This window comes from Streptomyces sp. Inha503 (genome assembly GCF_047215865.1).
GTDB lineage: Bacteria > Actinomycetota > Actinomycetes > Streptomycetales > Streptomycetaceae > Streptomyces > Streptomyces lycopersici.
The window spans coordinates 8,252,042-8,269,755 of the sequence record NZ_CP178360.1 but is presented as its reverse complement, the minus strand read 5'-3'; the positions used below and the strand labels follow the sequence as shown (position 1 = coordinate 8,269,755).

Annotated in this window: 17 protein-coding genes and 1 pseudogene; 13 read left to right on the top strand and 5 right to left on the bottom strand. The window is 68.1% G+C overall.

Translation table 11 applies throughout. The features are described 5' to 3' along the window. Nucleotides 1–120 precede the first annotated feature (120 nt). The 4 genes from ACJX2R_RS35185 to ACJX2R_RS35170 all read left to right on the top strand — a co-directional run bounded on the left by ACJX2R_RS35185 (nucleotide 121) and on the right by ACJX2R_RS35170 (nucleotide 6,138). Entirely contained in the window at nucleotides 121–1,377 is a 1,257-nt protein-coding gene (locus ACJX2R_RS35185; RefSeq protein WP_413103397.1) for an AAA family ATPase, read from the top strand. Then, nucleotides 1,377–2,126, top strand: a complete 750-nt coding sequence (locus ACJX2R_RS35180) for an RloB family protein (protein ID WP_413103396.1) — start codon at nucleotides 1,377–1,379, stop codon at nucleotides 2,124–2,126. The genes ACJX2R_RS35185 and ACJX2R_RS35180 overlap by 1 nt, the downstream gene beginning before the upstream one ends. Nucleotides 2,127–2,237: 111 nt before the next feature. Next, on the top strand, nucleotides 2,238–4,946 hold the full coding sequence (locus ACJX2R_RS35175) for an N-6 DNA methylase (RefSeq protein WP_413103395.1): 2,709 nt from the start codon (nucleotides 2,238–2,240) through the stop codon (nucleotides 4,944–4,946). Next, entirely contained in the window at nucleotides 4,936–6,138 is a 1,203-nt protein-coding gene (locus ACJX2R_RS35170; protein WP_413103394.1) for a restriction endonuclease subunit S, read from the top strand. Before ACJX2R_RS35175 ends, ACJX2R_RS35170 begins: the two co-directional genes overlap by 11 nt. 71 nt (nucleotides 6,139–6,209) lie before the next feature. Here the strand turns inward: ACJX2R_RS35170 and ACJX2R_RS35165 are convergent, their stop codons facing one another. Beyond that, nucleotides 6,210–6,434, bottom strand: coding sequence for a DUF397 domain-containing protein (locus tag ACJX2R_RS35165; RefSeq protein ID WP_413103393.1), 225 nt, complete (start codon nucleotides 6,432–6,434; stop codon nucleotides 6,210–6,212). Further along, a complete protein-coding gene (locus ACJX2R_RS35160) occupies nucleotides 6,434–7,255 on the bottom strand; it encodes a helix-turn-helix domain-containing protein (RefSeq protein WP_413106018.1) in 822 nt (273 codons plus the stop codon). The genes ACJX2R_RS35165 and ACJX2R_RS35160 overlap by 1 nt, the downstream gene beginning before the upstream one ends. 393 nt (nucleotides 7,256–7,648) lie before the next feature. Here ACJX2R_RS35160 and ACJX2R_RS35155 point away from each other — a divergent pair, with 393 nt between their 5' ends. From ACJX2R_RS35155 to ACJX2R_RS35125, 7 genes are all read left to right on the top strand, one after another. After that, the gene (locus ACJX2R_RS35155) at nucleotides 7,649–7,858 is read left to right on the top strand and encodes a hypothetical protein (RefSeq protein ID WP_413103392.1); all 210 of its coding nucleotides are present in this window, start codon (nucleotides 7,649–7,651) and stop codon (nucleotides 7,856–7,858) included. Continuing rightward, nucleotides 7,855–8,016, top strand: coding sequence for a hypothetical protein (locus ACJX2R_RS35150; protein ID WP_413103391.1), 162 nt, complete (start codon nucleotides 7,855–7,857; stop codon nucleotides 8,014–8,016). Before ACJX2R_RS35155 ends, ACJX2R_RS35150 begins: the two co-directional genes overlap by 4 nt. Then, complete coding sequence (locus ACJX2R_RS35145) at nucleotides 8,013–8,267, top strand: hypothetical protein (RefSeq protein WP_413103390.1); 255 nt, start codon at nucleotides 8,013–8,015, stop codon at nucleotides 8,265–8,267. Before ACJX2R_RS35150 ends, ACJX2R_RS35145 begins: the two co-directional genes overlap by 4 nt. Before the next feature lie 206 nt (nucleotides 8,268–8,473). Next, nucleotides 8,474–12,145, top strand: coding sequence for a type I restriction endonuclease subunit R (locus ACJX2R_RS35140; protein ID WP_413103389.1), 3,672 nt, complete (start codon nucleotides 8,474–8,476; stop codon nucleotides 12,143–12,145). A 6-nt stretch (nucleotides 12,146–12,151) separates the two neighbouring features. Next, complete coding sequence (locus ACJX2R_RS35135) at nucleotides 12,152–12,919, top strand: M48 family metallopeptidase (protein WP_413103388.1); 768 nt, start codon at nucleotides 12,152–12,154, stop codon at nucleotides 12,917–12,919. 142 nt (nucleotides 12,920–13,061) lie between these two features. After that, nucleotides 13,062–13,619: a carboxymuconolactone decarboxylase family protein gene (locus ACJX2R_RS35130; RefSeq protein ID WP_413103387.1), complete on the top strand. Its 558-nt coding sequence runs from the start codon at nucleotides 13,062–13,064 to the stop codon at nucleotides 13,617–13,619. Next, nucleotides 13,616–14,473, top strand: coding sequence for an RNA polymerase sigma-70 factor (locus ACJX2R_RS35125; RefSeq protein ID WP_413103386.1), 858 nt, complete (start codon nucleotides 13,616–13,618; stop codon nucleotides 14,471–14,473). Before ACJX2R_RS35130 ends, ACJX2R_RS35125 begins: the two co-directional genes overlap by 4 nt. Here the strand turns inward: ACJX2R_RS35125 and mca are convergent. Next, on the bottom strand, nucleotides 14,430–15,335 hold the full coding sequence (gene mca, locus ACJX2R_RS35120) for a mycothiol conjugate amidase Mca (protein ID WP_413106017.1): 906 nt from the start codon (nucleotides 15,333–15,335) through the stop codon (nucleotides 14,430–14,432). The two genes, ACJX2R_RS35125 and mca, sit on opposite strands and share 44 nt — an antisense overlap. 121 nt (nucleotides 15,336–15,456) lie before the next feature. On the opposite strand from mca, the gene ACJX2R_RS35115 reads away from it, so the two are divergent. Beyond that, complete coding sequence (locus ACJX2R_RS35115; RefSeq protein WP_262701681.1) at nucleotides 15,457–16,083, top strand: TetR/AcrR family transcriptional regulator; 627 nt, start codon at nucleotides 15,457–15,459, stop codon at nucleotides 16,081–16,083. A 40-nt stretch (nucleotides 16,084–16,123) separates the two neighbouring features. Here ACJX2R_RS35115 and ACJX2R_RS35110 read toward each other — a convergent pair. After that, nucleotides 16,124–16,297: pseudogene (locus ACJX2R_RS35110) on the bottom strand (Uma2 family endonuclease); the annotation flags it as partial. Between the two features lie 44 nt (nucleotides 16,298–16,341). Further along, the gene (locus tag ACJX2R_RS35105) at nucleotides 16,342–16,896 is read right to left on the bottom strand and encodes a MarR family winged helix-turn-helix transcriptional regulator (RefSeq protein ID WP_413103385.1); all 555 of its coding nucleotides are present in this window, start codon (nucleotides 16,894–16,896) and stop codon (nucleotides 16,342–16,344) included. Nucleotides 16,897–16,987: 91 nt separating this feature from the next. Here ACJX2R_RS35105 and ACJX2R_RS35100 point away from each other — a divergent pair, with 91 nt between their 5' ends. Continuing rightward, nucleotides 16,988–17,710 carry a DUF4386 domain-containing protein gene (locus ACJX2R_RS35100; protein ID WP_413103384.1) on the top strand — a complete coding sequence of 241 codons (723 nt, stop codon included), beginning with the start codon at nucleotides 16,988–16,990 and terminating at the stop codon, nucleotides 17,708–17,710. The last annotated feature ends 4 nt before the right edge of the window (nucleotides 17,711–17,714 follow it).

Genomic DNA, 17,714 nt, shown 5'->3' with positions numbered 1-17,714 from the left:
ACACAGCTTGATCATGGCCGCGACAAGGTGATTTCCTTGGTCACCATCCTGCCTGGGATTACGAGATGATCACTCCGCGCCACCGCATCACCGTTACGCTGTGTCGACGAGGAGGGTGGCATGCTGCTGAGATTCCGCGTGGCGAACGCGCTGTCCCTGCGCGACGAGCAGGAGCTGTCCTTCGTCGTCCCGCAGGGCGAGGACGCACTCGCGGCCCGCACGGTGAAGCTGTCCGACGGCAAGACCATCGACGTCTATCCGCTGCTCGGCGTCTTCGGAGCCAACGCCTCGGGGAAATCGAACGTCATCAGCGCGCTCAAGAAGATGCGCGAGGCGGTCCTCAGGTCCTACACGGGCTGGGCACCACACGAGCCCGTCCCCCGCGAGCGTTTCGCCCTCGACCCGGCCATGGCCGACGAGAACACCTTCTACGAGGCGGATTTCGTCCTGGAGGACGGCGTCCGATGGACCTACGGCTTCGAGCTCAGCGACACTCGGGTCGAAGCGGAGTGGCTGTACGCCTACCCCAAGGGGCGGCGGCGGGAGTGGCTTGACCGCGACGCCTCCCGGGACACGGAGTTCCACTTTCCCGGGGACCGTATCCAGGACCGCGCCCTCCTCGCCCGCACCACCCGCCCCAACGCGTTGCTCCTCTCGCGGGCCGCGGCCGACAACCATCCCCAGCTCAGCCGAATTCACCGCTGGTTCTTCGACAACCTGTGGGACATCGACCCGGAGGCCGAACGGCCGCAACGCGAGGCGTACACGACCCAGAGGCTCCAGGAGCCTGAGGCCCGGTCCCGTATTGAGGAGCTGCTGCGCGTCGCCGACCTGGGGATCATGGGTACGCGCATCGAAAAGCGGCCGGGGTCCGACCGTCCGTCGGTCCGCCTGGTGCACACCGATGGCGGCGGCGAGGGAGTGGCCATCGACTGGGACAAGGAGTCGTTCGGCACCCGCTCCTGGTTCGCCCTGCTGGGGCCGCTGCTGCTCGCCCTGGACCAGGGAGCGGTGCTGCTGATCGACGAGCTGGACTCCAGTCTGCACCCGCGGTTCGCCGCCGAGGTCGTCCGGCTCTTCCACGACCCTCTGGTCAATCCGCATGGCGCTCAGCTCATCTTCACCTCGCACGACCCGTCGCTGCTGTCCACCCCGAGCGGCGGCCGACTGCTGGACCCCGGCCAGATCTGGCTCACCGAGAAGGACGGCCGGGGCGCGAGCGAGCTGTATCCGCTGACGGCGGCGGAGCCGGGCGAGGACGAGGACCTGACCCGTTCCTATCTGGAAGGCGCGTTCGGTGGCATCCCCACGCTCACCACGGGCCAGATCGGGCGAAGACTGCTGATGGCGCGAGCGACGGAGGTGGAGCGGACCTGATGGCTCCGAAGAGGGGGAAGGACTCGGCACAGCGCACCGCCCGGCGATCCGTTCGGCGCCGCATGGTCTACGTCTTCACGGAGGGCACTCTGACCGAGCCCTCGTACATCGACGCGCTGATCGATTTCAGGCGGCAGGCGCGTGAGAAGGAGGCTCTGCCTGCGGGAGAGGTCGAGTCCACGATCGAGATCAAGTGGGACGAGCGCACCCACGGCGGCCAGCGGGGTCCGAGCCGGAGCAGCTACGAGCGCAAGCCGCTGGTGATCGTCGAGGCGGCCATCGCGCACAAGAAGAAGGTGACGCGGGAGGCGCGGGGCCTGGAGAAGAAGTACCAGCCCTCGGTGTGGTGCCTCTTCGACCGGGACGATCACCCGGGCGTTCAGCGAGCTGCCAACATGGCCGAGCGGGCCGGCGTCAACGTCGCGTATTCGCATCCCTGCTTCGAGCTGTGGCGGCTGCTGCACTACCAGAACTACACGACCGGGTTTGGCGGAGAGTGCGGGGCGGCCTCGGCCAAGCTGCGGGGGAACCCGAAGTTCGTCAAGACGTACGGGCGGCATCTGACGTCCGTCTCCGAGGACAAGGCGAAGCTGGTGCTCCCCGCCCAGGTGAAGGGCCTGTACAAACAGGCCAAGAAGTTCGCAAAGAAGATCAACGAGGAGCACACCTCGCCCGAGCGTGAGAAATGGGATCCCTACACCGATGTGTGGCGCTTTGTGGAGGACGGCATCGGTCTGACCGACTACTGACAGTCGGCGGTCCCTCAAGGCCGTAGGCTGCTCTCCGGCGTTCCACCGTCCGCCCACGGCCGTGCGAGGGTGGTCCGCCGGGGCAGTACATCAGCAGAGGGAGTCTCGTACGTGGCAAAGCTCACGCTCGCCCAGTTGGAACGCCATCTGTTCGCGGCGGCGGACATCCTGCGGGGCACGATGGACGCGGCCGAGTACCGCGACTTCATCCTCGTCCTGCTCTTCCTCAAGCGCGTCAACGACGAGTTCGACGCCGCCCGGGAAGCGATCATCGCCGAGGAACTGGCGGGGGGCGCCACGCAGGAGGATGCCGAGGAAGTCGCCGACTTCTCCGAGAGCTACACCACCCGCAAGGTGCTGTACGTACCGAAGGCGGCCCGCTGGGAACGGCTGTCCGGAGCCGTGGACGATGTGGCCGGCCAGTACCTCCAGCCCGCTCTCGACGCATTGGAGAGGGACAACAACGCCCTGCGAGGCCTCTTCCATCACCTCAACTTCAACCGCATCGGGGGTGGCGCGGGCAGCACCTCCTCCGCGAGCCTCGCCGACAGGCGGCTCGCCGCGCTGATCGGCCACTTCGGCAGTATTCGCCTGCGCGGCGAGGACTTCGAGTTCCCCGACATGATCGGCGCCGCCTACGAGTACCTGCTCAAGGACTTCGCCGACACAGCGGGCAGTAAGGGCGGCGAGTTCTACACCCCTCGTGCGGTCGTGCGCATGATGGTGGAGCTGGCCCGGCCCATGGGGGACCAGAAGATCTACGACCCGTGCGTCGGCTCCGGCGGCATGCTGATCCACGCCAAGGAGTACGTCGACGAGCACGGCGAGGAATCCGATGGCATGCTCCTGGCCGGGCAGGACGCGAACAGCGGTTCCTGGGTGATGGCCACCATGAACATGCTGTTCCACGGTGCCAACAAGTTCCGGTTGCACACCGGGGACACCCTCAGCGATCCGGCGCACCTGGACACCGGGTTCGACCTGGTGCTCAGCAACCCGCCGTTCTCCATGGACTACACGTTGGGCGAGGTCGAGCACCAGTCGGCCCGTATGCCGTACGGGGTGACCTCGGAGCGCGGCAAGGCCGACCTGATGTTCCTCCAGCACATGCTGTACCAGGTACGCGACCAGGGCGGTGCGGTCTTCAGCGTCATGCCGCACGGGGTCCTCTTCCGGGGCGGTGCGGAGCGCGCCATCCGCACCGGGCTGCTGGACGCGAACCTGATCGAGGCCGTCATCGGACTGGCGCCGAACCTGTTCTACGGCACCGGCATCCCGGCCTGCGTCATCGTGCTGCGCGCGCCCGGCGGCAGGCCGCGCCACCAGCGGAACGACGTGCTCTTCATCAACGCCGACCGCGAGTTCCACGCGGAGCGGGCGCAGAACGTGCTACTGCCGGAGCACGTCGAGAAGATCGTCTCGACGTACCACCGCTTCCGCGACGACGAGAACTTCACCGGGGTGGACGGCTTCGCCCGCCGCGTCACCCGCGACGAACTCGCGAGGAACGACGACAACCTCAACATCCGCCGCTACGTGGACAACACTCCGCCGCCCGAGCCGCAGGATGTCCGGGCGCACTTGCAGGGTGGGGTGCCGCGTACCGAGATCGAGGGCAAGAAGCGGCTGCTGGACGCGTACGGGATCGGCGTCACCGATCTATTCGCGGAGCGAGCCGGTGACCCGGACTACGTGGACTTCCTCCCGGAGGGGCAGCGCCCGGACGCGGCCCGGCTGGCGGAGCTGGCGCGGACGCGTGAGGACGTGCTGCGCGGGGAGTTCGAGAAGTGGTGGGAGCGGGAGGCCGAGCAGATCGCGGCGCTCGCTCCTGCGGACGGTGACGACCGTACGGAGAGCGAGCGGCGCAGGCAGCTCGCCCGTCTGCGGGCGGACCTGATCGAATCGTTCCGTGGCGAGCTGCTCCAGGTCGGGTTGCTGGACGAGTACGCGCTGGCGGGTGCGGTCGCCGGGTGGTGGCAGGACGCGCGCAACGAGCTCAAGGCCCTGTCGGTGGGCGGCTTCACGGGCGTGGTGGACGGTTGGGTCGAAAACGTCGAGACGATGCTCGCCCCTGAGCGCGACCCCAAGACGGGCGGAGCGCGCAACCGCTCGGGCGCGGAGCGGCGCCAGGCGTACGATCACAAGGTGGTCGCCGCGATTGCCCCAGACTTCTTGGAGGAGTTGGCATCGGCGGATCGTCACAAGGCGCAGCTGGACGCGAAGCTGAAAGCCGCACAGGAGGCGGAGGCGGCCCTCGCGGAGGCGAGGGCGGAGGCCGAGGTGGGCGACGGCGAGGACGGGGGCGATTCCGGGTCCATCGACCCGGCGCTCGTGGAGGCGGTGCTCAGCAAGACCGAGCTGGCGAAGCTGAAGAAGGACCGCACGGCGGCCGGCAACGAGGTCAAGCGGCTGGAAGCTGACTTCTGGCCGCTGGAATCTGCCAAGCGGGGACGGCCGAAGGCGAAGAAGAAGGCGGTGGCCGCCGAGGAGGCGGCGGTGCAGGACACGCTGGATGTCCTAGCGGAGGCGCCTCCCGAGGCCGACGCGGACAAGCCGACGAAGCTCCCTCGCCTCACGCGCGCCCGCAGGGCGCTGACGGAAGAAAAGAGCGGCGAGCGCCGGGTGGTGCTTGACATCTTGCGCAACGACCTGTCCAGCAAGCTGGAAGGCCATGTGGTGCGGCGCCGCCGGGAGTTGGTGGACTCGTACCGGGTGTGGGAAGACAAGTACGCGGTGTCGATGCGGGACATCGAAGCCCGGCGCGCGGAAGCCGCGAAGCGGCTGGACGGGTTCCTGGAGGTCCTGGGTTATGCGGGGTGAAGCCTTTCGCAAGGAAGTACCGCTCAGCCATTACCTCAGTGGCCCGATTCGCAACGGATTCTCACCCCCCGAGAGCCAGGACTGGACGGGCGTGCAAATGTTGGGGCTCGGGTGCCTGACTCCCGATGGGTTCCACCCCCGGCAGCTGAAGAACGCCCCGCCAGGAATCTCTCCAGACCATCCAGCGCTTTTGAGCGATGGAGACATCTTGGTCAGCAGGGCCAATACTCGCGCGTTGGTGGGACTAGCAGGCAGGTACCGAGACATTGGCTCACCCTGCATCTACCCGGACCTCATGATGCGTCTGCGCCCATCCGAACTATGCCTCTCTGATTTCCTTGAAGTCCTATTGAAATCCTCTCCCGTCCGCCGCCGCATTATGGCTTCGGCGCAGGGAACCTCTGAGAGTATGGTAAAGATCTCCGCCAACATGGTTCGAGATATACCCGTACCACTGGTTCCGCTGGCCGAGCAGCATAGGATCATCTCCGCACTCAAAGAGACAGACAAGCAGGTGACGTCCGAAATTCACAAGTCCCGCAAGGAACAACTACTTTGGGAAGGTGTACTTAATCACGAGCTAGATCAACACGTTCGAAATTTTGAGAAGGTGCGACTAGCGGACGTCACCCAGGGAGGAGGGCAATACGGAAGCAGTAGTCCGGCAGTTCCATACAGCGACTCTCTGCCGCGATACGTCCGCATCACGGACATTGACGACCACGGAACCCTGCTTACAGATTCATCGACCCCAGCAAGCATCCCATGGGAAAAGGCACACCGGCACATCCTTTCCTCGGGGGACCTGCTGATCGCGCGAACGGGGTTCACCACGGGCAAGTCATACTTGTATTATCCCACGGATGGCACCTGCGCATATGCCGGATACCTGGTGCGATACCGCATCAAGCCCGATGTCATGCTACCCGAGTACGCATTCGCCTGGTCGCGATCCAACGCGTTCCATCAGTGGGTAAATCGAAGCGTTCGAGAAGTCGGGCAGCGCAACATTAGCGCTCGCGAGTACGATCGCCACCTAATGCCGCTAGCGCCACTGAGCACTCAACGTCAACTCGTCAAGGCCTGGGAGGCTGCACGTTCGGTGCTCAGCCTCAGCGAGCAGAAGATCAATGGACTGAAAATGCTGAAGCAAGCCCTGATCGAAGATCTACTGACCGGCAAGGCGACGTAACGGACAATGTAAGCCAGCGAGACTGCCCCGCCACTTTTAATTCAGAGCGACGGGGCAGAAAATGCGTGACCCTAGAAGGCCGAGAACACTCCCCTGCGTACGGCATCTGCAAAGAATCCCCACGCCTCCACAGTAAAGACAAGGGCCGGGCTTGCCGGGCTCTTACTGTCTCGTACCGGGACGACGCCAGCAGCGGCGGCTATGTCGGGTGCGAATTCCACGCACTGACCTTCGTTACCGTTGCTGTAACTGGACTTGACCCACTCAGCACAGGACAGGTCGAGGTCGGACCTCATCAGGCGTACTCCTCCATCACTCTACGGATCATGGCCAACGACTCCTCGGGGTGTAGGGCGGCAGCCCGCAGCCGGTCGTAGGTAGCGGTTGCGTTTACCACCGCTTCCGGTGAGTCCACGAGTTGGCCCGCCATCGCCGTGTCTGCGTACGCGACGTCCGGCCCCTCGTCGAACGTCAGGAGCGTGAAGCTCTCTGCCGCTGGTGGTGCCCCCACCGCGAACGGTAATACCTGGATAGTGATGTGCGGAGACTCCGCTTGCTTCCAGAGATGGGCGAGCTGTACGGCCATGACCTCGGGGCCACCCACCGCAGTCCGTAAGCACGCCTCATTCAGGATGCACCACAGGAGCGGAGGATTACCTTTCTCCATCACCTCCCGCCTGCGCAACCGCCGCTCGACCTTTGCGTCAATCTCGGTGACACTCGCGCGGGGATGCACCGCCCGGAAAACCGCCCGCACGTACTCCGACGTCTGCAACATCCCCATGATGAGCGTCGCCGAGTAGTCCAGAATGCTGACCGCCTGCCGCTCCAACTGCACGTACGGCACGAACCAATCCGGGTAGCCGTGCTGGCTGGCCCGCTTCCGGAGCCGCGCGAACGTTCCCGGCGTGCCGAAGACCTGATCGCACGCGTCGGCGAACTCAGGGCTCGCCAGCCGCTCACCCGCCTCCACCTTGGCCACATACTGCTGCCCATAGTTGGCCCTCAAGCCCAGCTCCCGCCGACTCAGCTCCGCCTGTAGTCGCCAGGTCCGTACCTCGGCCCCGAGGAACGCCGCCCCGCTGGACGGTTCCTGCCCTTCTTTCGCCTCACTCACCTGCGGATCCCCCCTCACCCCAAGCCTCTTGGTGTGCTCCAACCCCTGTTTCTCGCTGTCCCCCAGCGCAACGCTGGGAGTACACAGAGTGATTAAAGCCCGCAAGACACATCAAGGTCAGAAAGAACCCCCCATGGTGTTTCCCTCCGAACACGCCAGCGAATCCACGCGGACCACCGCAACGACCCCCGCTCACGGCCCCGGCCGCGTCGCGGACCGGATCACCCGCGAGATACAGGACGTGGCGCGCCAACGCGGATGGGACACGACAGCCCCGGCTCAGCCGTCAGCAGCGGACACCCCACACGTCCTCTTCTGCGGGGCACGCTCAGAAAACCTCGCACGGCGAATTCCCACGGGACGTCGGCAGCCGGGACAGGGAGCGGACACCCCATGAACGCCGGCACCCCCTCACCAGCCCCGGCACCCATTACCGGAAGCCAGGAGGCCGAGCCGTCACGTAACCCCGTCGCCCTGGACAAGCTGTGGCGGCTGTCCGACGAACTGAGCACTGCTGTTCGCGCACATCTCAGCGAGCGCAACGAGCCCAACCGCCCCGCCTCCGCAACCACTTACCCCAACCGACCGGAGCGTGACCGTTGAACGACACCTGCCCCACCTGCCGCCACTACGCCGCCCTACGCGAACAGGCCAAACAGGCCAGGGACTACAGCAAGGCCACCGACTACGAGGTACTGCGCCGCCGCTACCCCTCCCACACCGTGCACATCCCCCGGCAGCCCGAAGGACGCATCGCATGAAGCACCAGCCCCATCATCCACCCCACCCGCGATCCGACCACCGCGTGCCCGCCCCCGGCCAGGTGGCGTACGACCCCGCCAGCGGCCGGACCTGCGTGGTGCAGGCCGTCCACGCCGCCGCCGAGTTGCTCTTCGACCACCAGGTGACCGGTCACCACGTCGCCTTCCCCCGCCCCGCCCACGGCGGTGTCGAATGGACCGCCGACGCCACCACCCTCCGCTTCCCGCCCCCTGGACAAGGGACCGCTTGACGCCACCGCCATCGCCTTGAGGTGGCTCTCGGACAGCGACAACACCGTCATTCACGGCATAGGGCCGTCAGAGAGTCACCTCAAATGCCCTCCCTCCCAGCCGACACACCGCGCCCCTCCCCTACCTCCCCACAGCCCAACTCCCCTGCCCCACAATGGGACAGGAGGCACGGGCGGCAGCCGGACGAGCGAAGGGGCGCGGGCGTATGGCCACGGCACGGCAACAGGTCGAACGGGACGAGGTTGAGCGGCCGTTCATCGATCAGCTCGTCTCCATGGGGTGGACCCACGTCCACGGGCCCGACCTCGCCGCCGAGTCCGCCGAGCGCGGTTACGACGACGTGTTCCTCCCCCAGCGCATGGACGCCGCGCTGCGCCGTATCAACCGCCTCGCCGAGACCGGCGGCCAGTGGGTCGAGGACGCGCAGGCGGCCAAGGCCCTCACCGACCTGCGACGGGCGGCCAGGAACATCTCGGCGCGCCCGCTGCTCACCGCCAACCGCGAGACCACCGAGCTCCTCCTTCACGGCACCCTGGTGAAGGGCGACGAGGTCCACCACCGGGGCACCGACCAGAAGGTGCACTACATCGACTGGGACATCGAGAGCCCGGACCTCCTCAAGCGCAACGACTTCCTCGTCGTCGACCAGCTCCAGGTCAACACGGCGGAGGGAAAGCCCGCGTTCCTCGACCTGGTGCTGTTCGTCAACGGCATCCCCCTCGCCGTCGTCGAGTGCAAGAGTCCCGACATCAAGGACCCCATCGTCAAGGCGATCCGCGATCTGCGGGCGTACTCCGGCAATCCACTGACGCACGACGGCCGGAAGGACAAGGACGTACCACGTGCCGTACCCGAGCTGTTCGCGCCCGCGCAGCTACTGATCGCCGCGTGCGGCGAGACGGCCGCGCTCGGCACGATCTCGGCCGACGAGGCGCACTACGCGCCGTGGCGCAGCGTCACCCCGGACTACCGGGACGACAGGGCGCTGCGCCGCGAGCTGGAGGAGTCGCGGACGGCGGACGGGCGGCGGGTGCTGGAGCCGGGGGCCGAGCTGACCGAGCAGCACAAGCTGATCGCGGTCGTCCTCAAGCCGGAGAACCTGCTCAACATCGTCCGGCACTATGTCTTCGAGCTCCCGGTCAAGGTCAAGGAGGGCGAGCCCGCGAAGACGGTCAAGACGGTCTGCCGCCATCAGCAGTACCGGGCCGTGGAGAAGATCGTCCACAAGCTGCGGACCGGGCGGTCCCCGCTCGACCCGGGCGCGGAGGACGACGAGCGCGGGGGCGTCATCTGGCACACCCAGGGCTCGGGCAAGAGCCTGACTATGGCATTCCTCGCGCGACGGCTGCATATGAACCCCGATCCAGAGCTGAACGGGTTCACCCTTCTCGTCGTCACCGACCGGACCCAGCTCCAGGACCAGCTCTCGGCCGCCGTCCGGGTGAGCGGCAGCGATATCGGGGTGGCGACCTCGCAGGCCGATCTGGAGGGGCGACTGGAGCGCGCGGGGAGAGGCGGCGGACGTTCCGTGATCTTCGCGATGATCCAGAAGTACCTCGGGAACATCCCGGGGCTCGGCGACACCCGGGGCGACGACCGGGCGCTCGCGGAGGACTTCGAGCGGGCCCGGAAACGTATCGCCGCCGGCGTGGACCCGGAAGAAGTGGCGGACCCGAAGCCCGACGAGGCGACGAAGAAGGCAGCGCGCCGCGAGTTCCGCGAGTGCAGCGACTCGACACGGGTGCTGGTGCTCATTGACGAGGCACACCGGTCGCACACGTCGGTGCTGCACGCGTGTCTGCGGGACGCGCTGCCCAATGCCGCCCGGATCGGCTTCACCGGCACGCCAATCATGACGGGCACGCGGAAGACCACCGGGGAGATCTTCGGCCTGGAGCCGGGTGGCGGGTTCCTCGACGAGTACCGGATGCGCGAGGCCGAGCGGGACCAGGTGGTCGTCCCCATCCGTTACGAGGGCCGTACCGGACCCGCCAACGTCCGGAACAAGGCAGAGCTGGACGACGGCTTCGAGGATCTGATCGCCCCGCTCGACGACGCCGCCAAGGACCGAATACGTGATCGCTGGGCTCCGCCGACCGGCCGCGACGTCTCCGAGTCCACGCCCATGATCCGGGCCAAGGCCCGGGACATGCTCCACCACTACGTGCTGGGTGCGATGCAGTTCGGCTACAAGGCCCAGGTCGCCGCGGTCAGCCGCCGAGCGGCGGTGCTCTACCGGGACGCGCTGCGTGATGTCCGGGCCGAGCTGCTGAACAGGGTACGCGACGAGTTCGGCCCAGCGGCCCAGGAGGCGCTGCGGCGGAAGAAGTCCGAGGAGTACACGCGGGACGAATTGCTGCTGCTGCGCGCCTGGCACTACCAGGATCTGCTGCGCCGTATCGACTTCGTGCCGGTGATCTCGGCGGGCGACGAGCAGAAGTCCGGTGTGTGGCGGGAATGGACGGACAAGAAGAAGCAGGAGGACCATGTGGAGCGGTTCCTGGAGCCGTTCCCCAATCTGCCGCCCGACAACCCGTGGGAGGTCGTTCACGGCCCGGAGGTGTACCCCGTTCCGGAGGAGGCCCCCGTGCCGGTGGGCGGGCTCAATCCGTGGAGCACGGCGGGTCCGTCCGTCGCCATCCCCGCCGAGAAGCCGCCGATCGCGTTCCTGATCGTGAAGTCGATGCTGCTCACCGGCTTCGACGCGCCGATCGAGCAGGTGCTGTACCTGGACCGCCCCATCCAGGACGCGGAGCTGCTGCAAGCGGTGGCCCGCGTCAACCGCCCGTTCCACGGCAAGGAGGAGGGGCGCGTCGTGGACTACTACGGCGTGCTGAACAATCTCGCGGTCACCCTCGCCGCGTACCAGGGGGCACCACCCGCGCTCGGCGCGTCGCGCCTGTCCGACGGGCTGCCCGCGCTGGAGGAGGCGGCGGATTTGGTCGAGCTGTTCCTGGAGGGGCTGGGCATCGAGGACCTGTCCAGCCGGGCCCGGGTGTCCGAGGCCATGCTGACGCTCCACGACAAGGAGCAGCGGGCGACCTTCGACCGTCTGCTGCGCAAGTTCATGGGCGCGCTGGACGGTGCCCTGCCGCACCAGGACGCGCTGCGGCAGGTGCCCAACGCCCAGGCGTGGACGCTGCTGCAAAAGCGTGTACGGCGGCACTACCGCGACGCCCCCGGCGGCGACTTCTCCGTACGCGGCTACGGGCGCAAGGTGCGGGCCCTGATCGCCGACCATCTGGAGCTGCCCGAGATCAACGAGACCATTGCTCCAGTGTCCATCCTCGCGGCCGACTTCGACGAGATCGTGGACCGCATCCCGGACGTCCGCGAGTCCGCCGCCGAACAGGTGCAGGCGCTGCGCTACCACCTGGAGGAACGCGCGCAACGAGACGACCGGCCGGTGTACCGGAAGCTGTCGGAGGAGCTGGAGGAGGTGCTGCGCGAGTTCGACGGCCGCTGGGACAAGATCAAGGAGCGGGTCGGCCCGCTGATCGTCCGGGCGCGTGAAGCGGAGCAGCCGGATTCGGACGTGGCTGACCTGTCGCCGATGGAGCAGAAGCTTTACGGTCGGCTCGGCGACCAGCTCGCCGACAGCCCCTCCTTCGCCGCACCGGATACCGATTTCCTACGCATGCTGACGCAGGAGGTGTACGCGGAGATCGTCGATCTGGCGCGACTCCCCCGGTACGCGGGCGGTGACAGTGACGACAACGTCTCCGAAATGCAGGCACACATCTGGCAGCGGCTGCGCCGTGCCGGTCTGCGGCCCCAGCAAGGCGGCCTCACAGCCCTGCGTGAGCTGTCGAACTCACTCGCGGGCTTCGCACAGGACCACCTGGAGGGCTTCCGCGCGGAAGGTCGGGCAGAATAGGCGGCCGTGTCCGACGCAAGCCCCCACTCCCCCGCCGACAGCGCCTGCCTCACCGACGGGCAGAAGCTGTCGGTGGACGACCGCACGCTGGAGGTGCGGGTCAACGCGCGCCGCTCCCGCCTCGGCCTGACTGTCGAGCGGGACGGGTCGCTGATCCTGCGTGTACCCACGGCGTGCCTGCCCGAGCGGGCGGAGGCGTTCGTCCGCGCCAACGGCCGCTGGATCGACGAGAAGCTGCGCCTGCGTGAGGAGCGCCGGCCGCTGCACCCCACCCGGAGGCTGGCCGACGGGGAGATCCACCGCTACCTCGGCCGGGATTACCGGCTGCTGTACGTGGACGATCCGGGAGCGCCCGTACGGCTCGTCGCGGGTCGGCTGCGCATGGACCTGGCCACGGCGGCCGATCCCGCGCGGGCTCGGCGCGCGCTGGCGGACTGGTACACCCGCAGTGGGTTGCGCTGGGCTCGAGGGCGCCTCCAGCCATGGGCGGCGCGTATGGATGTCGACGAGCCGCGGATCGAGGTACGGGACGTGGGCCGCCGCTGGGGCACCCACCGGTCTGGCCGGATCGCACTCCACTGGGCCACCTTCCAGCTCCCCTTCCACCTGGTCGACTACGTGATCGCGCACGAGCTGGCACATGTCCGGGTCTCGGGCCATGGTCCGGACTACTGGCGGCTACTGCGCCGGGCGATGCCCGAATGCGCCCGGTGGAAAACGGAACTGGATGAGATGGGGCGCAGAGTGTGGATGGGTGACATGGCCGAGCGATGACCAGAGCGCCATCGTAGTCCCGCTTCTCACCCGCAACGGCATAATCCGGCACCGGCCGCATGTCACACTCCGGCGGGCTGCTCTGTCGTACCTGTACTGCACGGCATTGCCACCACAGATACGACACGATGGAGAGCCCGCCATGGCCCGTATCCCGCTCACCCCGCCCAGCACCCTGCTCAACCGCATCGGCGCCTGGTACTCCCGGCGCACCTACGGCAAGGTGCTCCACCCCGGTCTGGCCGTCGGCCACAATCCGCGGGTGCTGCTCACCTACGTACGGGCCGAGCGCGGCGCCGCCAAGTGGAACCGCCTCGACCCGGGCCTCAAGCACCTCGCGGTCATGGCCGCGGCGGCCAGGATCAACTGCTCGTGGTGCATGGACTTCGGGCACTGGGAGGCCGATAACCTCGGGCTCCCGATGGACAAGATCTCCAAGGTGCCGCGGTGGCGCGACCACGAGGACGCCTTCACCGATCTTGAGCTGCTCGTCCTGGACTACGCCGAGGCGATGACCGAGACCGAGCCCCGCGTGACCGACGAGCTCGCGGCCGACCTGATCGAGCGGCTGGGTGAGGCGGCGTTCGTCGAACTCACCGCCATCGTCGGCCTGGAGAACTACCGCTCGCGGGTCAATAGCGCCTTCGGCCTGACCAGCCAGGGCTTCTCGGACGCCTGCGCGGTACCGTCGCGGGCGTGATCGACACGAGCACCTTCGAAGAGCACCGGCGGATGCTGTTCGGCATCGCCTACCGCATGCTCGGCTCCGTCGCCGATGCCGAGGACATGGTGCAGGACGCCTGGCTGCGCTGTAGTCAGGTGTCCACGCCGGTGGAGAACCCGGCGGGCTATCTGACCCGTACGGTCACCAACCTCGCGCTCAACCGGCTCACCTCGGCCGCCGCCACCCGCGAGCAGTACGTCGGACCCTGGCTGCCCGAGCCGCTGGTCACCCGGCCGGACGTCGGCGAGGAGGTGGAGCTGGCCGAGTCGGTCTCGCTCGCCATGCTCGTCGTCCTGGAGAGTCTGTCGCCGCTGGAGCGGGCGGTCTTCGTACTCAAGGAGGTCTTCGGCTTCTCCTTCCGGGAGATCGCCGGAATGCTGGACCGCGGCGAGGCGGCCGTACGGCAGGTGGGCAGCCGGGCCAGGGCCCATGTCCAGGCCCGCCGGCCGCGTTACGACGCCCCGGCGGAGGTGCGGCGGCAGGTCACCGAGGAGTTCCTGGCCGCGTGTCTCGGCGGCGACCTGAACCGCATGATGGAGCTGCTGGCCCCCGATGTGACGGCGTGGAGCGACGGCGGCGGCAAGGTGAAGGCCGCCCTCCGCCCGCAGCGGGGCGCGGACAAGGTCGCCCGTTTCCTCGCCGCCGTCATCGCCCAGCCGATGGAGGACCCCCAGGCGCACGCGGTGGACGTCAACGGCCGGCCGGGCCTGCTGCTCACGGTCGCGGGCCGCCCGGACACGGTCGCCTGTGCGGAGGTCGAGGACGGGCGCATCACCGAGATCCGCATCATCCGCAACCCCGAGAAGCTGCGGCACCTGCCGCCGCGGTAGGCCCCTGAGGGCACCGCACACCGGCGAACAGGTCGTTCTCGAAAGTCGCGGCATCGATGCCGACATCGACGCCGACTTCGACATGGGACCGGGCCAGGTGGTATTCCTCAGTGGGCCAGACCTGCCGCTCAATGTCACGGTCGTGAAGCATGAACCCGGCGTTCGGGTCGATCTGTGTGGCATGGGCGAGCAGGGCCCGGTCCCTGGTCGCGAAGTACTCCGCGCACGGCACCCGCGTGGTGATCTCCAGCCCCGCCTCGGGCAGTTCGGCGAGCACCTCCCGCATCCCTGAGTCCATGCCCCGCGCGGTCATGGCGTCGTGCAAGGCCTGGAACCAGGGCCGCGACAAACCGCCCTGGTAGTAGAGCTTCAGGGGCCGCCAGGGCGCGCCCGCCTCGGGATGGCGGTCGGCCTCGCCCGCCGCGTCAAAGGCGGCGACCGTCACCTCATGGGTCCTGATGTGATCCGGGTGCGGATAGCCGCCGGTCTCGTCGTACGTGACGACCACATGCGGCCGGAAGCTCCGCATCAGCCCCACCAGCCACCCGGCCGCCTCCTCCAGCGGCGCGAGCGCGAAGCACCCCTCGGGCAGCGTCTCGCCCGGCCCCGGGAGCCCCGAGTCGACGAACCCCAGGAACTGCTGCCGTACGCCGAGGATCCGGCGGGCCTCGGCCATCTCGCCCCGCCGGATCGCGGCGAGGTTCTCCCGCACACCGGGGCGGTCCATGGCGGGGTTGAGCACATCGCCACGCTCCCCTCCCGTGCAGGTGACCACCAGCACCTCCACCCCCTCGGCGGCGTATTTGGCCAGCGTGGCCGCGCCCTTGCTGGACTCGTCGTCGGGGTGGGCGTGCACGCTCATCAGACGCAGGTTCAAACGCGCTCCTCAGCATGGCTCGTGGTGACTGACGAACAGAAAAATAGTCTGAACCTAAAATTAGGTCAAGCACAATCTTAGAACCGCCCATGCGAAGATGGGTGACATGACAGCAGGACTGCGCGAGCTGAAGAAGCGGCAGACGCGCCAGATGATCTCCGACACCGCGACCAGGCTCTTCATGGAGCGTGGCTTCGAGGCGGTGACCATCGCGGAGATCGCGACGGCCGCCCAGGTGGCCAAGATGACGGTCACGAACTACTTCCCACGCAAGGAAGACCTGGCCCTCGACTACCACGAGACCATCACCACCGCCCTGGCCCGGACGGTCGCGGACCGCCCGACCGGCGAATCCGCCCTGACCGCGCTGCGCCGCGCATATCTGGCCGCGGTCGAGCGTCACGACCCCGTCGTCGGCTTCTCCAGCCCGGAGTTCGCCCGCATGCTCGCCGACAGCCCCACCCTGACCGCGAGGCTCCGCGAACTCCACGACCAACGCGAGGAAGCCCTGGCGGACGCGCTCACCACCGCCACGGCACCCACCCCGGAGGACCCCACCCCCCGAGCCGCCGCCGCCCTCCTCACCGCCGCCCACCGCACCCTGTTCCACCACGTCCAGACCCTCACCCGCGCGGGCCGCCCCGACGAGGAAATCGCCACCACGGCAACCCGCTCAGCCGAGAAGGTCTTCGACCTGCTGGAGCCTTCCTTGGGCGGCTACGCGGTGCGCTGAGCCGTCAGAGCTGACCGAGATCCACCCGCACTGGAAACGGAGCGTTGGCCAGGATCCGAGCCAGTCGGTTATGCCGCTTCGACGGGCCGGGGCTCACCACGACCATCCCGTCCACGATCTCGATGCCCGCGCACTGCTCCTCGGACCAGGAGTCGTACTGCTCAGCCGTGATCTGCTCGTGCATCCACGCCGGAGCGACCATCTCGGCGGCCATGACTCACCTCCCCGAACCCGCGCGACGGGTGTGGCATGCCGCGCTCAGCGTACGGGGGGAGGCGCCCCTCTCCCCTTCCGGCGGCCTCCCCCGCGGCCGGGGCGTTCGGCGCGGACCGTGCGGAAGCCGGGGTGGACGCCGGGGCTGAGGCCCTGCCGGTCCGCCAGCCGTCGGAGCAGTCCGGTCAGTTGATCCCGCTCCTGCTCCGAGAGGCCGTCGGTCATCCGGCGCTCGTGCTCAGCGCCCACCTTCCGCAGCCCTGCCAGCAACTTCACGCCCTCATCGGTCAGATGAACCGCGTACAGCCGCCGGTCGGCGGGGTTCCTGCGGCGTTCGATCAGCCCGCGCTCCTCCAGTTCGTCGGCGAACGCGACGAACCGGCTCGGCGGCATGCCCAGGTCGTCGGCGAGCTCGCGCTGGCTGCGGCCGGGTGAGTCGGCCAGCAGCCGGAGCAGGCCGCCCTGGGGCGGGGTCAGGTCCAGCTCGGCGAGGCGTTCGGCGAACAGCTCGGCGGCGTGGGCGCCGAGCTGGGCGAGCAGGAAGGCGGCACCGGTCGGGGGCTGTCCCGGTGGCCGTTCACCTTCATTGGTCATTCCCATGCAGACATCATAGCCGCTTGACAATCGTTTCAGCTTGTAATCATTATCCTTCGTATCGGTTGCCCTGAGCCGACCCAACGGAGGAGAAGCCATGCCCAGCACGACACCCCAGACGCCCCCCACCCCGTCCACCCGGACCGCCCCCGCCGAGCGCACCTCCGGGCGCCGCCCGCAGGGCGGGCCTCCGCTGCCGGCGCCCGTGCTCGCGTTCGCCGTCCTGACCATCGGCTACGTCGTCGTCAACAGCTCGACCCCACGCCCCGACGCCTCCGGCAAGGAGGTTCTGAAGTACGCGCGGGACAACGGCGGCACCATCGAGCTGGGTTCGCTCCTGCTGTTCGCCTCGGCCATGCCGCTGGCGCTGCTGGCGGCGGTGCTCTACCGGCGGCTGCGAGCGCTCGGCATCACCGCACCGGGCTCGGCGATCACGCTGGTGGGCGGGGTGCTGGCGGCCGTGGCGCTGACCGGGAGCGCGCTGTTCGGCTGGACCGGCGGCCGTCTGCCCATGGACGCCGATCCGGCCCTGGCCCGCGCACTGGCCGACCTGTCGTTCCTGTCCGGCGGCGTCGCCTACTCGGTGACGTTCGCGATGCTCGTCTCCGGCATCTCGGTGACCGGGCTGATGACCCGCCTGCTGCCCCGCCCGCTCACCTGGACCGGGCTGGCGCTGGCCGCCGCGGGCATGGTCTCGCTGCTTTCGCTGATCGCCGACCCGTTCGGCTACCTGCTGCCGGTCGTCCGCTTCGGCGGGCTCATCTGGCTGGTCATCACCGCGTTCCTGCTGCCCCGCACCCGCCCGTCCCGGCACCAGTGAGCGT

Bases quoted from the DNA above. Each gene is read 5' to 3' on its own strand.
- ACJX2R_RS35185 (WP_413103397.1), top strand. From the start codon at position 121: ATGCTGCTGAGATTCCGCGTGGCGAACGCGCTGTCCCTGCGCGACGAG.
- ACJX2R_RS35180 (WP_413103396.1), top strand. From the start codon at position 1,377: ATGGCTCCGAAGAGGGGGAAGGACTCGGCACAGCGCACCGCCCGGCGA.
- ACJX2R_RS35170 (WP_413103394.1), top strand. From the start codon at position 4,936: ATGCGGGGTGAAGCCTTTCGCAAGGAAGTACCGCTCAGCCATTACCTC.
- ACJX2R_RS35165 (WP_413103393.1), bottom strand. From the start codon at position 6,434: ATGAGGTCCGACCTCGACCTGTCCTGTGCTGAGTGGGTCAAGTCCAGT.
- ACJX2R_RS35155 (WP_413103392.1), top strand. From the start codon at position 7,649: ATGAACGCCGGCACCCCCTCACCAGCCCCGGCACCCATTACCGGAAGC.
- ACJX2R_RS35145 (WP_413103390.1), top strand. From the start codon at position 8,013: ATGAAGCACCAGCCCCATCATCCACCCCACCCGCGATCCGACCACCGC.
- ACJX2R_RS35140 (WP_413103389.1), top strand. From the start codon at position 8,474: ATGGCCACGGCACGGCAACAGGTCGAACGGGACGAGGTTGAGCGGCCG.
- ACJX2R_RS35130 (WP_413103387.1), top strand. From the start codon at position 13,062: ATGGCCCGTATCCCGCTCACCCCGCCCAGCACCCTGCTCAACCGCATC.
- mca (WP_413106017.1), bottom strand. From the start codon at position 15,335: ATGAGCGTGCACGCCCACCCCGACGACGAGTCCAGCAAGGGCGCGGCC.
- ACJX2R_RS35115 (WP_262701681.1), top strand. From the start codon at position 15,457: ATGACAGCAGGACTGCGCGAGCTGAAGAAGCGGCAGACGCGCCAGATG.
- ACJX2R_RS35105 (WP_413103385.1), bottom strand. From the start codon at position 16,896: ATGGGAATGACCAATGAAGGTGAACGGCCACCGGGACAGCCCCCGACC.
- ACJX2R_RS35100 (WP_413103384.1), top strand. From the start codon at position 16,988: ATGCCCAGCACGACACCCCAGACGCCCCCCACCCCGTCCACCCGGACC.